We start from the raw sequence: 16,472 nt of genomic DNA, 5'->3' as shown, positions 1-16,472 counted from the left end.
GTAATGAATAGTTACCTTTATGGCCTTTACCAAATCATATAATGCGTATGTGGCAGCGCCTGGCAGGTTTTGTTCTGAAATTCCGATTATGGCTTCTGGTTTTGTTGATGGCAGGCACCGCCGTAATGGCCTGGTATGCCAGCAAAGTAGAACTGTCTTATGAATTTACCGGCGCTATTCCGCGGGATAATCCCAAGTGGCAGGAGTACCAGCAGTTCAAGCAGCAATTCGGGGAAGACGGGAATATGATGGTGATCGGTATTGAAACCGACCGCATGTTCCAGCTTGAATTTTTCAGGGACTATGCCCGGCTGAATGATGACCTGCGCAAGATACCTGCCGTTGAAAATACCCTGAGCATCCCTGTTGCCGTTAATCTTATAAAAGACGACAGCACCCGCAAGCTCAAAGCCATGCAGCTTTTCCAGCCTGTGCCGCAAACGCAGGCCGAGCTGGACAGCCTGGCCGGTGTGTTTTATTCCCTGCCTTTTTACAAAGGGTTATTATACAGCACCAACAGTTCTTCCTTCCTGCTGGCAGTGCATATCAACAAAGACGTGCTCAACTCCAAGGGAAGAATAAAGGTAGTAGGGGCCATCCGCGAAAGAGCTGAAGCCTTCGGCCGGCAACACAACCTTGACGTGAAGCTGAGCGGCCTGCCCATGATACGCACCATTATGGCCACCAAGGTGGCAGATGAGCTGAAGATGTTCCTGGGTATTTCCTTTGTGCTCACCGCCCTTATATTGCTCCTGTTCTTCCGCTCCTTCAGTGCCGTGCTCATGAGCATGATAGTGGTGGCTATCGGGGTAATATGGTCTGTGGGCACTATTGTGATATGCGGGTACAAAATAACGCTGCTCACCGGCCTTATTCCACCGCTGATAGTGGTGATAGGCATTCCCAACTGTGTGTATTTCCTCAACAAGTATCATACGGAGTACGCGGTACACGGGAAAAAGATGGAAGCGCTGGTGCGCATGGTGCAACGCATGGGCATTGTGACCCTTTTCACCAACCTGACCGCCGCCATCGGCTTCGGGGTGTTCTATTTTACCCGCAGTGAGCTGCTGAAACACTTCGGCGTGGTAGCAGGCGTGAACATCATGCTCATCTTCCTGATCTCCTTCATTTTCCTGCCCGCTGTGCTCAGCTACCTGCCGCCGCCCAAAACCAAACATACCAGCTACCTTGACAACAAGATGTTCCGCGCCGTGCTGAACATGCTCAACAACCTGGTGTTCAAATACCGCCCCATGGTATACCTGTTTACCGTGCTGATGGTGCTGGCCGCCATTATAGGTATGCTGCGCCTGCGGCCGGTGGGGTATATTGTAGACGATATCCCTAAAAAGGACAAGCTGTATACAGACCTGAAGTTCTTTGAACGCCATTTCAAAGGCGTGATGCCGCTTGAAATTGCTATAGACACCAAAAAGAAGAACGGCGTAGTGAACCTGCAAACCCTTACCAGGCTGGATGAGCTGAGCGGCATTATTGCCAGCCGCCCCGCCTTTGCGCGGCCGCTTTCCGTGGCCGAAGGCATCAAGTTTGCCAAACAGGCCTATTATGGGGGAGACAGCCTCAACTATGCCGTGCCTAACCAGTTTGACATCGGCTTCCTGGCGCCTTACCTGCGCATGCGGGGAGACGGCAACAGCGCCTCCACTTTCACCAAGCTGGTATCTTCCTTTATGGACAGCACCCGCCAGATAGCCCGTATGAGCGTGAACATGGCGGATGTAGGCTCTGTAGAGCTGCCGCGGCTCATAGACTCCCTGCGCCCGCATGTAAACGAAATATTTGACACCGCGCAGTATAAAGTAACCTTCACCGGTACCAGCATCATTTTCCTGGAAGGCAGCCGCTTCATTATCAATGGTTTGCTGGAAAGCATCCTGCTGGCCTTTGTGCTGATCGTGTTCTGTATGCTGTACCTGTTCCGCTCCTGGCGCATGCTCATTATTTCGCTGGTGCCCAATATCATTCCCCTGCTGGTAACCGCCGGGGTAATGGGCTGGCTGGACATTGCCATCAAACCCTCCACCGTGCTGGTGTTCAGCATAGCGCTGGGTATAGCCATAGACGTTACCATCCGCTTCCTCGTGAATTTCAAGCAGGAGCTGCCGTTGAATAATTATGACATATCCGCCACCGTTAGGCAAACTATCAACGAAACAGGCCTGAGCATTATTTACACCTCGCTCATCCTGTTTGCCGGCTTCATGATATTTGCCTTTTCAGAGTTCCAGGGTACCAAAGCGCTGGGCTGGCTCACGTCCCTTACGCTGGTAATGGCCATGGTAACCAATCTCACTATTCTGCCCGCCATGCTGCTGTGGATGGAAAAGGCCCTGCAGAAGAAAGCCCGCAAGAAAGAATTGTGGAAAACCCTGGATGAGGAGCCTGACCTGGAAATGGACCAGATAGGCCTGAATGATAAAGAAGAGTAATTCGCTCATCCCGGAAATTTGCCGCTCAAAAAAATTAATATAACTGGAGCATGATAACTTTTTTAAACATGCTCCCCGCAAAACCTTGCGTCCGTGGCTTTTCGCCACGGATTTTTTTTAGCCGTTTTGCTAAAATAATCTAGTGGGGCTCGTTCATCATTAGCATATCGCCGCTTATAATAAAGCACTATATATAGCGGAGAAAAAGTAAGAGGTTTAGCATGCCATTTCTAACCTCTTTAGTCCATGAAAAATAAGTTCCTAAAGGGCGCTCATTTGTCTGAGCGCAAGTTTAAGGAGATACTAAAGCTCTTCTCCGAAGATCTAACAGCTACGCAGATAGCTAATATCAGCGGTGTAAGCCGGGTAACCATCAACAGTTACCTGAAGAAAATAAGGATGCAGATAGTCAGGTACTGCGAGTCATTGCAGCCTGAACCTGCTACTGCAAACGCAGCCTCCTGGGTGAGCCGCGAGCCTTCTCACTCCCATGACCAGGATACGGCCGTTGCGGTCAAAACAGACGTTGACCGTATTGTAAGGCCCGTAATATTCGGCATCTACAAGCTGGAGCAAAAAGTATTCACGGAAATTCTGCCGGACGTAAGCCGTTCCATGATCCAGGCTATTGCCAGGGGCCGTTCCGTGCTGGAAACGGTGAGCAATGCCGAAAGGATACGCCGTTTCAGCGGGGTGGTAGACCTTGGGCAATACCGCCTCTACCATCTTGGCAACGGGCATCATGATGCAGACGCCGGAAAAGGCACGCTGGATGATGTAGACGGTTTCTGGGGCCTTACCAAGCACCGGCTGGCCAAGTTCAAGGGGCTGAACAGGAATACAGCTTACCTGCACCTGAAAGAATGCGAGTTCCGGTATAACTACAGGAATGAGGATTTATATACCACGTTGATCAATCTCTTGAAAACATTTCCCTTAAACTTATCCTGACCGGGTTAAAACAAGCATAAGCGACAATTGTAATTTGACGCCGTTAAGGTAGATTGAGTTACCAAAATCTGCCGCTTATGAAAAAGACATTAACAAATGCTATGATATGGAGCAAAATTTCTATATCATTGAGCAATGGAGCACCCCGCATAAACTCACGGCCTGCGGGCGTTTCAGCAAACAAAACATATTCTGTTGACGATCAGTTCAACGTCCAAAATATTCTAAAGAGTCTCGATTTAGATTTTGGTTGATGATAAGCGGGTGATAATCTTGTCGCCTGCTTTTTCTTTTTGTAACCCTTCCCATCCGCTGCGGTACTGAAAAGCAGGCGTATTCCATATACGTTATCTGATCTCTTTTTATTCATTAAACAAAAAAAAATCTATGGCACCTCCAAAAAAAATTAACACCCGATGTGTTAAGAAATCTTTAAGTGAACTATATTTGACTGTTAAAATTTCGTTAAACTACTAAATCATGCTTATGAGGAAAGGTCTAACCGCGCTTTTCCTGCTCCTGATTTGCCTCTCAGGACAGGTAATGGCGCAAAGCCGAACCGTTAAAGGAAAGGTTACGGCATCTGAAGACGGTACGCCCATTATTGGCGCTACCATTATCGCAAAAGGAACAAACGTAGGTACCGTTACCAATGCAGAAGGTGACTACACGCTGAACGTACCGGAAGGCGTAGACGCGCTGGTAGTGAAATTCATTGGCATGAAAGACACGGAAGCAAAGATCACCGGCGCCACTGTAAACGTGGTACTGAGTGCCGATGTCACCACCCTTACCGAAACAGTAGTAACCGCTAATGCCATCCGCAGGGACAAACGTTCTCTGGGTTATGCGGCGCCTACTGTGAAGAATGACGAGCTTACCAAGGGCCAGAGCCCGAGCCCTATCAACGGACTGGTAGGTAAAGTGGCCGGTGTGAACATTTCCACCACCGCTTCTGCACCCGGTAGTTCCTCCCGCATTGTATTGCGCGGCGGTTCTTCCATTACCGGCAACAACCAGGCACTGCTGGTGGTAGACGGTGTACCCATTGACAACAGCAACATTATGGGCGGCGGGGACAGCCGTTCTTCTGTTGACTTTGGTAACAGGGGTAACGATATCAACCCGGAAGACATTGAGTCCATCTCTATCATGAAAGGCCCCAACGCTGCGGCCATTTACGGTTCCCGCGCATCTAACGGCGCCCTCATCATCACCACCAAGAGCGGTAAAAAAGGTAAAAAAGGAATGGAAATGACGCTCAACTCGTCTACCACCTTTTCAAACATTCTGAAACTTCCCACTTACCAGAACGAATTTGGCCAGGGTTACCCTGACAACAGCCCCGGCGGCTACCACACAGACCCGAAAGAGAACTGGAGCTGGGGCGCGCCTTTTACCGGTGAAATGCAGGAATGGGGCCAGGAAATTGATGGCAAAAGGTTGTCCAAACCCTACTCTGCCGTCAAGAACAACGTTCGCGACTTCTTTGAAACAGGGGTAGCCGCCAACAACAACCTCTCCCTTGCAGGCGCAGGTGATAAAACCACCTACTTCCTGTCTCTCAACTCCCTCAACTCCAACGGTATTTTCCCCGGGGACTATGACAAGTACAACAAGTACGGCATCCGTTTTAACGGTACTGCGGAGCTGAGCAACAAATTCACCACCAGCATCAATATCAACTACAACAAGATCAAGGCTGATATGATCCAGGGTGGCCAGGGAGACGGTTCTGTTTACAACAACGTGCTGCAGACGCCCAGAGATATTCCCCTGCAGGACATGGGTGACCTCAGCAATCCCTACTACGCCATGGGCACCTATACCAACGCCGCCGGCCAGCCCGTATATGGCTACTACGGCGCATACACCGTGAACCCTTACTGGCAATTGCGCGAGTACAGGAACCAGAACGATGTAGACCGCGTTACCGGTAACTTTGCCATCACTTATAAACCCACCTCCTGGCTGGACGTAGTGGAAAGAGTAGGGGCAGATATTTACTCAGACCGCCGCAACTTCAAGTATCCCAAGTATTCTTTTGTACCGGCAGACAATACTTCAGGCGAGTATACTGTGGCGGATAACACTCATACCGCCAACGGCAAGTATGAAGAAGACCAGTACAACCTGAGCGAAGTGGTGCATGACCTCATGATCACCGGCCGCAAAGAGTTCAGCAAAGACTTCAATGCAAGCCTGATGGTGGGTAATAACATCCGTCAGCGCACCTTCACTACTTCCGAGGTACAAACCAACCCCTCCGGTGGCCTGGTAGTACCCGGTTGGTACAACATGGGCAACAGCAACGGTCCGGTGCAGGCCAAGAACAATTATTCCATCCGCCGCCTGGTAGGTATCTATGCAGACCTGAACCTGGCTTACAAGAATATGCTGTTCTTCGGCGCTACTGCCCGTAACGACTGGTCTTCCACGCTTCCCAAGGCCAACAATTCTTTCTTCTATCCCAGCCTGAACGCTTCTTTCGTGTTCACTGAACTGATGAAAGATTCCAAAGTGTCCAATGTACTGAGTTACGGTAAACTGCGCGGTAGCTGGGCACAGGTAGGTAACGACGCTGATCCTTACCTGCTCAACACCTACTTTGACCGCACCGAGATTTTGGGCAGCTTTGGCCAAACCCTTTTCCCGCTCAACGGCGTTCCCGGCCTGAGCCAGTCTAACCGCATCGGCAATCCTGACCTGAAACCCGAGATCACTACGGCGTTTGAAGTAGGTACGGAATTGGGTTTCTTTGACAACAGGTTCACGATAGACTTTTCCTACTATCAGAACAAGTCTAAAGACCAGATCCTGAACATCCCGATTCCCACCGTAACCGGTTTCACCAGCAAAGTGATCAACGCAGGTTCTATCCAGAACAAAGGTATTGAGCTGGCGCTCCGCGGCACGCCTGTAAGAACTTCTTACGGCCTTACCGTTGAGCTGTTCGGTACCTATGCGCGCAACCGCAGCGAAGTGCTGTCTCTCCTGCCCGGCGTAGAACAGGTAGTGATAGGTGGTTTTGGCGGTATGGCCGTAGTTGCCGCAGTAGGCAAACCTTACGGTACTTTCTATTCCACTGCCATTCAGAGAACACCAGAGGGCAACCCCATTGTGCGGGCTACCAACGGCTTACCGCTGCTGACACCGAGCCCTATATATCTTGGCTCTTATAACCCTGATTACCAGGCTTCACTGGGTACCAACATCAGTTACAAAGGCTGGAGCTTCAGCGCCCTGTTCGATACCAAACAAGGTTCCAAATTCTGGTCCCGCAACAAGGACAATATGGACTTTACCGGTATCTCTACAGAATCTGCAGCCAACGGCCGTCAGCCTCATCCGTTCCCGAACTCGGTGGTGGCTGATCCTAACAATCCCGGCAAGTACATTCCCAATACAAGGAACTACAACATGATCAGCTATTGGACGGACCTGATCCCTTCAGGTGAACACGTAATAGACGGCTCTTTTGTTAAGCTGAGGGAAACCAGCTTGTCTTACCACCTGCCTAAATCTGTACTGAGCAGAACACCGTTCGGTGAAGTGCAGATCGGTCTGTATGGTAACAACCTGTTTATCTGGACGCCGAAAGAAAACCAGTACTCAGATCCTGAAGTAAACTCCGGCGGCGCTACCAATGAGCAAGGCCTGGACTTTACCGCTCAGCCTTCCCTGAGAAACTATGGCTTTAACCTGAGGGTTTCGTTTTAATCGTTCAAAGCAAATTATTTGACAATGAAGAAAGTGAATTTAAAAATAGCAATACTGGCGCTTACCATAGCGGCATTAGGCACGGGGTGCAGCAAGTTCCTGGATGTGAACGACAACCCCAACCAGCCCACGGAGGCTGACGTAAGGTTACTGCTTCCTTCCGCACAGGCCGCCACCTCTCACGTACTAAGCAACCAATACGGCATTCAGGCCGGCATCTGGGGCCAGTACTGGACGCAGAGCCCGTTCTCTTCGCAGTATAAGTCAACAGACCGGTACCTTACGTCCGCCTCTTCTATGGACCGTCCCTGGGCCATCCTCTGGTCTGGCGGCCTGCAGGATTACCAGAGCGTGATCAACAACGCCGGCCAGTACACCCAGCAGGCAGCCATTGCCTATATTCTGAAGGCGTACACCTTCCAGATGCTGACCGATGCATTTGGAGATATTCCTTTGAGTGAGGCGTTAAAAGGCGGCGATAGCCTGAACGTAGGTTACGACCCGCAGGCTGCTGTGTACGACAGCATTTTTGTATGGCTTGACAAAGGCATTGGCATGATAGACCCTGCCAACCCTTACAAACCCACTTCCGAAGACCTGATTTTCGGCGGGGATATGGACCAGTGGACAAGATTTGGCAATACCCTGAAGCTGAGAGCGTACCTTCGCCTTTTCAAGGCGGCTACCTCCAAGGCGCAGGCCGGCATTCAGGCATTGCAGGGCAAACCTTTCCTGCAAAAAGATGCCAGGATCAACTACACTACCAACGGTGGCAACGAGAACCCTATGTTCTCTGAAATACTGGGCCTGGGCAGGACCCAGAACCTGGTGGCCAGCTCAACTGCTATAGATGCGCTCACCGCCAACCTGGACCCCCGCCGCAGCGCGTTCTATACCGTTGTGACCAATACATACGGAGGGGTTGACATAGATACCATAGTAGGTATCCCGCAAGGTACTTACGATGATATTCCTGACTATTCCATTTCCTTCCCCAGTGCGGCTGTAGGCGGGCTTGGCGCTGATAACAATTCTGCTGCCGCTCCCGTACGTTTCATTTCTGCGGCAGAAAGTTACTTCCTGCAGGCAGAAGCGGTCGTGCGCGGCTGGTTAACAGGGAATGCCCGTGATCTGTTCATCAAAGGTATTGAGGCCAGCTTTGCCGCTTATGGACTGTCTGCCGAAGCAGCCGGCTATATTGCCAGCGCTCCCGCTGCCCAATGGCCCGCAGGCGCTGAAGCACAGATAAAGGCTATCATCACGCAGAAATATTTCGCCATGACCGGCAACCAGACGTTTGAGGCATGGACGGAATGGAGAAGGACCGGCTATCCGGATTTCTTTGTACCGTCTGCTGTAGGAGAACTGAGCGGGAATTTCCCCCAGCGTTTTCCTTATCCGAACTCTGAAGCTACAACCAACGCCAAATCTCCTGACCTGGTTGACCTGGACGTTCCGGTTTGGTGGGCTGAATAAAAAATTGATCTTATCCTGTAGAAAGGCCGCTCTTGTTAAAGGGCGGCCTTTCTTTGTATATCACATGTTTGTGTAGTACCTTTAGCGCTTGACAATCAGTACCTTGTACGCTTGATCCCGTCACGCCACAAATTCTGTACACGAGGCATAAATGAATTACGCTATGAAACATGCGCTAATCTTATGGTTATCAGCCTCCATAAGTATTCCCGCAACTGCACAACAAACTGCGCCGGCAGACACGGCGGGTACAACCGCCAGGCTGCTGGATGAGGTAGTGATTACCGGCTACAACACGGCTACCCGTAAACAATATACCGGTGCCGCCACCATTATTTCAGGCAACCAGCTAAACCGCATGCCCATGGCTTCCTTTGACCAGACCTTGCAAGGCCTGGCGCCGGGGCTGCTGGTAACTTCCTCTACCGGCCAGCCGGGTGCGCCTGCCAAAGTGCTCATCAGGGGGCAGGCTAACATTGGAGGGGTAACAGCCCCACTATATGTAGTAGACGGTATTGCCGTGGAAAGCGGTGTATTTATGAGCATGAACCCGGCAGACTTTGCTTCCGTAAGCGTGTTGAGAGATGCAAACGCTACCGCGCTGTACGGCGCCCGCGGCGCCAATGGCGTAATACTCATCACCACCAAACGAGGGAAAACCGGCCCCGTACGCCTTTCTTTCAACACCCGCCACGGCGTGTCTATGCCTACCCGCGGCCGCTTTGACATGATGAATACTACAGAACGCCTGCAGTTTGAAGAGGAAGTGGGCCTCGAAACCGGCGGCCGCACGCTGGGGCCCGGCTGGCGCTTTTCCCCTGAAAATCCGGCTAATGCCAACCTGGCGCCGGAGGTAAAGGAGAGATATGCCGCCATTCTTGACAGCTTGCGTGGCATTAACACCAACTGGCGGGATAAATTTTTACGCTCCTCCGCACCCTTTCATGAATATGAGCTGAACGCCTCCGGCGGTACGGAAAACGTGCGCTTCTATTCTTCCGGCAACTACCTGAAACAAGCCGGCATTGCCTTGCGCTCAGGTCTTGAACGGTACAGCTTCCGCACCAACCTTGATTTTAACGCAAAGAATTTTTCTGCGGCCATTAACACGGCCATCGGGTATTCCAATAATGATTACATAGAAAGCGAAAACCTGACCAATGTAGGCAATCCCGTTGCCGCCGCATTTTACGGGCTGCCGTATGAAGAGCCTTATGTAAACGGGCAGCTGATGCACAGCGGTAATAAAAATAAACTGGGCGGCGCGTACGATACGCGGGAAGGCTCTGATGCGCTGGAGCGTATGGAAAATACCAGCTACCGTGTGAACCAGCTGAAAGGCCTCATCAACACCGCCATGCGCTATAATTTTACCAGCTCCCTCTATGCTTCTGCCAACTTTGGTATGGACTACCGGGAAAATGTAGATACCCGCACCGTAAAGCCTGGTTCCTACAGCGCCGCCACCACGCCAGGCGGGCAGGGCCTGCACCGGGAGGAAATGACGCGGTATTACCAGTTTACCGCCACCACAGGCCTCAACTACTCCAGGCATTTCAATGAGCTTCACCATTTCACCGCCGGCGCTTTTTACGAGTTCAACCGCATGAAAACTTCCAGCATGCGCATTACCGGCTATGGCATTACGCCCGGCCTGAGCGGCACGCTTTCCGGCATCACCCAGGGCACCGCGCTCAACGGCTTTATTCCGCAGATAGGCGGCGGTAAGTCAGGCCTGGCCATGGCTTCCTGGATTGGCCTGGCGCGGTACAGCTATGCAGACAAGTACATGCTGAACGTTACCTACCGCCGGGACGGTTCTTCTACCGTGCCTGAGCAAAACCGCTGGAAAAGCTTTTACTCTGTGGGCGCCGGTTATGATATGAGCAGGGAAAGCTTTATGCAGCCGCTCAGCTGGCTGAACACCCTGCGCCTGCGCGCTACCTATGGTACGGCTGCTTCGCCCTTCCCCGGCAACTTTGCCTACACCGCGGGTTACGGCGCCGCCCGTTACGACGGCTCGCCTGCCATTGTACCCGTTTCTCCCGGTAACGACACCTATGACTGGGAGTATACCAAAATATTGAATACCGGTATAGACCTGGCCATGTTTGATAACCGCCTGCGGCTGGTTGCAGACTGGTACAACCGGCTTACTGAAGGAGTGTTTGTGGAAGAGCAGCTTTCGCAAACCAGCGGCTTTTCCTCCCGCCTCAATAATGCCGGCACCATCCGCAACCGTGGTATAGAAATAGACCTCAGCGGAGACATTGTGCGGAACAGTGCATTCACCCTGTACGCCGGTCTCACGCTTACCTATAATAAAAACAAGATCATCAGCCTGGGTAAAACCACTGAATTTACACAGGGTACTAACCTCTTTCGTACGGGCCTGCCCGTTAATACGCACTATGTGGTGAAGTGGGCCGGGGTAGACCCCGAAACCGGGAAGCCGCAATATTACAACCAGGACGGTTCCATCACCAACGTCAACAACCCCGCGCAAAGCGTGGCCGAATTTGGTACCTCAGACCCGTCTTGCTTTGGCGGCTTTACCACCGGTGCCAGGTGGAAAGGCTTTTCGCTAGACATGCTTTTTTCCTACATGCAAGACCTTTACCGTTACAGCTCCGAAGAGTTCTATACATTGAACAGCAACGGCAACGCCGCCAGCAACCAGAGCCGCAAATGGCTTACCCGCTGGCGCAAGCGCGGCGATATTACCAACCAGCCGAAGTTCTCCGAACCGTTCGGCTTCAGCTCACGTGAAATTCAGAACGCTTCTTTTGTACGGCTGCGGAATATACAGCTGGCTTACACCTTTCCCGCAAAGCTGCTGAAAGGCACACGAATACTGCAGGGCGCCACTGTGTACCTGCAGGGGCAGAACCTGCTGACCTTCACCGGCTGGAACGGCCTTGATCCCGAAGACACGAACAATACCGCTTTATTTGAATATCCTGCCGCCCGTACCATTACGGCCGGCGCAAGCATACAATTCTGAGAAACATGAGATCACTTTCTAAATATTGCGCACTGCTGCTGTGTTGGACGGCCAGCTCCTGCCTGGGAGACCTGGACGTAAAACCCACCGAAAACGTAGACCAGTCTGTGGTGTTCCAGACGGTAGATGATCTGAATGCCGGCGTGCTGGGCGTTTACGCCGGCCTGGGCACCACCAGCATTACTATCAGCTCACTGATGGCGGATGAAAACATGCTGCCGGTAGAGAACAACACCAACAAAGGCGTACAAGTGTTTAGCTGGAAGCAGGAGCCCGTTATTGCAGACATTGGCCAGGCCTGGCAGAATTTTTATATGGTGATAGACAGGGCCAACCGCATATTGGACAAGATAGACGGCGTAGCAGTGCCCCAGCAGGATGAAGCCAAAAGAGACCAGTTGAAAGGCGAGCTGCTGGCTATCCGCGCTTACTGCCACTTTGAGCTGCTTCGGCATTATGCGGTAGATTATGATCCCACTTCACCCGGTATACCGGTAATGACCAGTTCCGCCATCGGCAAACCCGCGCGGGTGCCGGTAAGCAAAGTGTTTGAACAGATAGATGCCGACCTCGCGGCCGCCCGCCCGCTGATACCCGCCGGCTATACCGTCAATACGCATGTAACCGCGCTGGCGGTAATTGCCATGCAGGCGCGCTCCGCGCTCTGGCAGGAGCATTGGGAGCAGGCTATCACTCACGCCTCTACGGTGATCAACGCCATGCCGCTGGCTACGCCCGCGCAGTTCGCTGACGTCTGGCTGGATAAAAGCAATGCTGAAGTGATCTGGAAACTGAGGCGCGAAGCGCAGGACGCGAAACTGGGAGATTTTTACAGGGAGGGCACACGTATTATGTACGCTCCCGCATTTAAGCTGATGAATAGCATGAATGCTGCTACAGACGTGCGTTTCAACGCCTGGTTCAAAGACCTGGGCGCCGGCCGCTGGGCAGTGAACAAATACGTAGGCGGCCAGCCTGCACTCGTAAACCTGGCAGATGTAAAATTGCTGCGCGTGTCGGAAATGTACCTGGTCCGCGCAGAAGCTTATGCAGCCACTGGTACGGTGGGACTGGCATCCGGCACTGCAGACCTCAATGCCCTGCGCGCACAAAGGCTGAACGGTTACACTGCCGTAACATTTGCCAGCCCGCAGGCACTTGCTGATGCCGTGTTGGAAGAACGATATAAAGAGCTGGCTTTCGAAGGCCATCGCTATTTTGACCTCCGGAGAAAAAAAGCGCCCATCAGCCGCATACCGGAAGATGTAGTGCAGGCGCCAGCCGCGCTTCTCAATACGCCGGCAGACCGGGGATATTATATGCCTATACCTTTGCGGGAAACACAAGCTAACGAGAACGTGTCGCAGCATCCGAAGTATCAATAAGGTGATTTAGCATTAACTAGATAATTTTAAATCTCTCGGCAAGCCGCTCCGCCAACAGGGGCGGCTTTTTGCTGCAAAGTGGAGATTGCTCCTTGAAACAACCGTAATACTGCAACTTCCGCATAAACTTATCTTGTTATATCTAAAATGACATATTTGTTAATGATGTTATTTTAACTATTTATGGTGGTTTATTGACAATTCTTTATTAATTTACAAATAACTATTTGTAACCCGAAAGCAGCAACTATTTATCTCTACTGGTGAAACGATAACCCTCAAACAATCAAAATCTCCTGTTTACTCCCTAGCTGGACAATTAGAATCTCATCACCAAAATCCATTCGAGATGAAAAGAATGTTACTCCTCATGTTCTTTTCGGTATTGATGTTTGGGCAGCTCCATGCCCAGCAGCGGGTCATTACCGGCAAAGTAACAGACGCAAAAGACGGATCTCCACTTCCCGGCGTTACCGTCTCCATCAAAGGAACTACCAAAGGCACCATCACCAACGCAAACGGGGAATACCGGATAGAGGTATCCGGCCCTTCTGACGTGCTGGTGTATTCCTTCATTGGTTACGGCACGCAGGAGCTGGCGGCGCCGGCCGGGGGCGCCCGTGATGTGCAGCTGGACCTGGATGACCGTACGCTCCAGGAAGTAGTGGTAACAGGGTACGTAGACATCAAGAAAAAAGATGTGACGGCCTCCACTGCCAATATTGACGGCAGCAAGATCAACAACAAACCCATCCAGAGTTTTGACCAGGCGCTTGACGGAGCGGCGGCCGGCGTGAACGTGAACGTGCAATCCGGTATGGTGGGTGATGCCGTGGCCATCCGCATCCGTGGTGTAAACTCCATCAGCAACAGCGCACAGCCGCTGATTGTGCTGGACGGTGTGCCGCTGAACACGGCTACCAATCTCAATGTGTTCAACAGTGGCAACGGTACCCGCTTCAACCCGCTGGCAGACATCAATCCCAATGACATTGCTTCCGTTGATGTGCTGAAAGACGCTGCCGCAGCTGCGCTTTACGGTTCCCGTGCGGCTAACGGCGTAATTGTGATCACCACCAAACGCGGGCTGAAAGGCACCGTTAATGTGGGATATAACACCAACCTCGGCTGGGCCCGTGGCGCCAGAATACCCAAGGTGCTGGATGGAGACCGTTTCATTGCCATCCAGAACGAAAAAGCTGCCAACGCCGGTGTTGCCAACATTGCCGCAGACATAGACGTGAATGGAGACGGGCAGCCAGACCGTACCAACTGGATTGACGAAGTATTCAAAACGGGTTTCTCGCAAACGCACCAGCTGAACTTCTCCGGCGGGGGAGACAGGGCGCAGTATTACGCTTCTGCAGAATATGCAGATATGAGAGGCTTTGTGATCACCAACCGCCTGCGCAGGGGCTCCGCCAGGCTCAACCTCGACCTTACGCCCAAAACCTGGCTGAAGGCAGGCATCAGCCTCTATGCTTCCCGCGGCCTGAACAACGGCGTGCTCTCGGACGGGCTGCTGGCAGGCTCTACCATTGCGGGTTACAACGCTCCGCCTAACGTGCCTATATATAACAACACCGGCGAGTTTGGCGGTTATTACCTGAACCCCAGCAACCGGGACCTCGGCAATGGCAACAACAACATCACCTACCGGCTGAACCGTTTCTTCCACCCGCTTACCACTGTGTACATGGGCAGGAACGATAATCAGAGCAACCGCACATTGGGTAACGTTTACCTGGAGGTAACGCCGGTTACCGGGTTGAAGCTGACCTCCCGTTTCGGGATAGATTACATCCAGAACTTTGAAGACCAGTACAGCGGGCCAGACCAGGCCGGCCTGGGCGTGGGTTTCAATGGCCTGGTGCAGGAAAACCTCTTGCGTTTGAACCAGTGGAACTGGTCTAACTTTGCATCTTACGCGCATACCTTTGCGCAGCAACATAACGTTACTATCACTGCAGGCGTTGAATACCAGTACAGCAAACGCACAGAGCTGTTCACCGGCCAGGGCAACCTTGCAGACAGCTACTTCCAGAATATTTATGACGGTTTGTTTGCAGGTACAGACAATTCGTTTACCGGCGGTACGGCCAATGCAAGGGCCTTCGATTCCTACTTCGGCCGCCTGGCCTACAACTACGGCGCAAAATACTACGCTGAATTTGCCTTCCGTGCGGATGCGTATTCCGGTTTCGGCATCAACAACCGCCGCGGGTACTTTCCCAGCGGTTCCATTGGCTGGCGTATTTATGAAGAGAACTTTTTCAAGGATAATGTAGACTTTGTGAGCGATCTGAAGCTGCGCGCGAGCTACGGCGTAGTAGGTAATTCGGAGATTGGCCCGTATGCCGCCCGTACCCTGTATGGCGGTGGACAGTATGCAGACCTCAATGGCCTGTCTATGTCGCAGATAGGAGACCCCAACCTGCAATGGGAATCTTCACGCAAGCTGGACGTTGGGCTGGACGCTTCTTTCCTCCGCAACCGCATCGGCCTTGTACTGGATTATTTTAGCAATAATGTTGACAAACTGGTACTGGACGCACCGGTGCTCCGAACGGTGGGCGTACCTGCATCGGCCGTTACTACCAATATTGGCGCCATGCGCAACACAGGTTTTGAAATTACGGTAAACGCCACACCGGTAGAAGCCAAAAATTTCACCTGGGCCACTTCCGCCAACTTCACCCATCTCAAGAACGAAGTGAAAAAACTGGTAGACGGTACAGACATTATCAGCGGTTCCAACCGCGCCAGCGTTGGCCGTCCGCTGGGTGTGTTCTATATGATCCGCTGGGCGGGCGTAAACCCCGAAACAGGCTACGGCATGTTTTACGATAAAGAAGGCAACGTAAGAATGTACAACCCCGGAGCGCCCACGGCAGACCGTTGGACCACGCCAGACGGCAGCACCAAGGTATCTGCCATCACTGCCAGTGATGCGGTATATCTGGAAGGGGTGACCGGTTACCCCACCTGGTATGGCGGATGGGACAACACGCTTTCCTACAAAGGATTTGAGCTGAACATACAGCTCCAGTTCAGTGGCGGCAACTCCATCCTGAACGCAACGCGGCAGGGTTTGATGACCAACTTCCTGCAGAACAACATCACGGAAATAGAAAAACGATGGACGCCCACCAATACCAACACCAGCGTGCCCCGCTTGTACCTGGTAGACAACATCACCACGCAAACCTCCACGCGCTGGCTGGAAAAAGCAGACTACCTGCGCCTGAAAACAGTAAGCCTGGGGTACAGCTTCCCGAACATCAAGCAGAAACTGGGCATGAATACCTTGCGCCTCTATGTGGCGGGAGACAACCTGGCGTTGCTTACAGGTTATTCCGGGCAAGACCCTGAGATCAACACCAACCGCACGGCGAACATAGCCTTTGGTGTAGACAGCCGGGGCGTACCGCTGGCGCGTACTTTTTCAATAGGCCTCAATGCCAGTTTCTAAAAAGGTTTGAT

General features: G+C 52.1%; 7 protein-coding genes. All 7 read left to right on the top strand.

Features of this window, described 5'->3' with window-relative positions; all coding sequences use genetic code 11:
- The first annotated feature begins 107 nt into the window (after window positions 1-107).
- Complete coding sequence (locus ABDW36_RS02350) at window positions 108-2,453, top strand: efflux RND transporter permease subunit (protein ID WP_343700273.1); 2,346 nt, start codon at window positions 108-110, stop codon at window positions 2,451-2,453.
- 246 nt (window positions 2,454-2,699) lie between these two features.
- A complete protein-coding gene (locus ABDW36_RS02345; RefSeq protein ID WP_343700272.1) occupies window positions 2,700-3,404 on the top strand; it encodes a hypothetical protein in 705 nt (234 codons plus the stop codon).
- A 486-nt stretch (window positions 3,405-3,890) separates the two neighbouring features.
- Complete coding sequence (locus tag ABDW36_RS02340) at window positions 3,891-7,124, top strand: SusC/RagA family TonB-linked outer membrane protein (RefSeq protein WP_343700271.1); 3,234 nt, start codon at window positions 3,891-3,893, stop codon at window positions 7,122-7,124.
- A 24-nt stretch (window positions 7,125-7,148) separates the two neighbouring features.
- Window positions 7,149-8,600, top strand: a complete 1,452-nt coding sequence (locus ABDW36_RS02335) for a SusD/RagB family nutrient-binding outer membrane lipoprotein (RefSeq protein ID WP_343700270.1) — start codon at window positions 7,149-7,151, stop codon at window positions 8,598-8,600.
- A gap of 163 nt (window positions 8,601-8,763) precedes the next feature.
- Window positions 8,764-11,604 carry a SusC/RagA family TonB-linked outer membrane protein gene (locus ABDW36_RS02330; RefSeq protein WP_343700269.1) on the top strand — a complete coding sequence of 947 codons (2,841 nt, stop codon included), beginning with the start codon at window positions 8,764-8,766 and terminating at the stop codon, window positions 11,602-11,604.
- A 5-nt stretch (window positions 11,605-11,609) separates the two neighbouring features.
- Complete coding sequence (locus tag ABDW36_RS02325) at window positions 11,610-12,989, top strand: RagB/SusD family nutrient uptake outer membrane protein (RefSeq protein WP_343700268.1); 1,380 nt, start codon at window positions 11,610-11,612, stop codon at window positions 12,987-12,989.
- A 349-nt stretch (window positions 12,990-13,338) separates the two neighbouring features.
- The gene (locus ABDW36_RS02320) at window positions 13,339-16,461 is read left to right on the top strand and encodes a TonB-dependent receptor (protein WP_343700267.1); all 3,123 of its coding nucleotides are present in this window, start codon (window positions 13,339-13,341) and stop codon (window positions 16,459-16,461) included.
- The last annotated feature ends 11 nt before the right edge of the window (window positions 16,462-16,472 follow it).

Source organism: Chitinophaga sp., assembly GCF_039596455.1.
GTDB lineage: Bacteria > Bacteroidota > Bacteroidia > Chitinophagales > Chitinophagaceae > Chitinophaga.
This window is presented reverse-complemented; position numbering and strand designations above follow the sequence as displayed.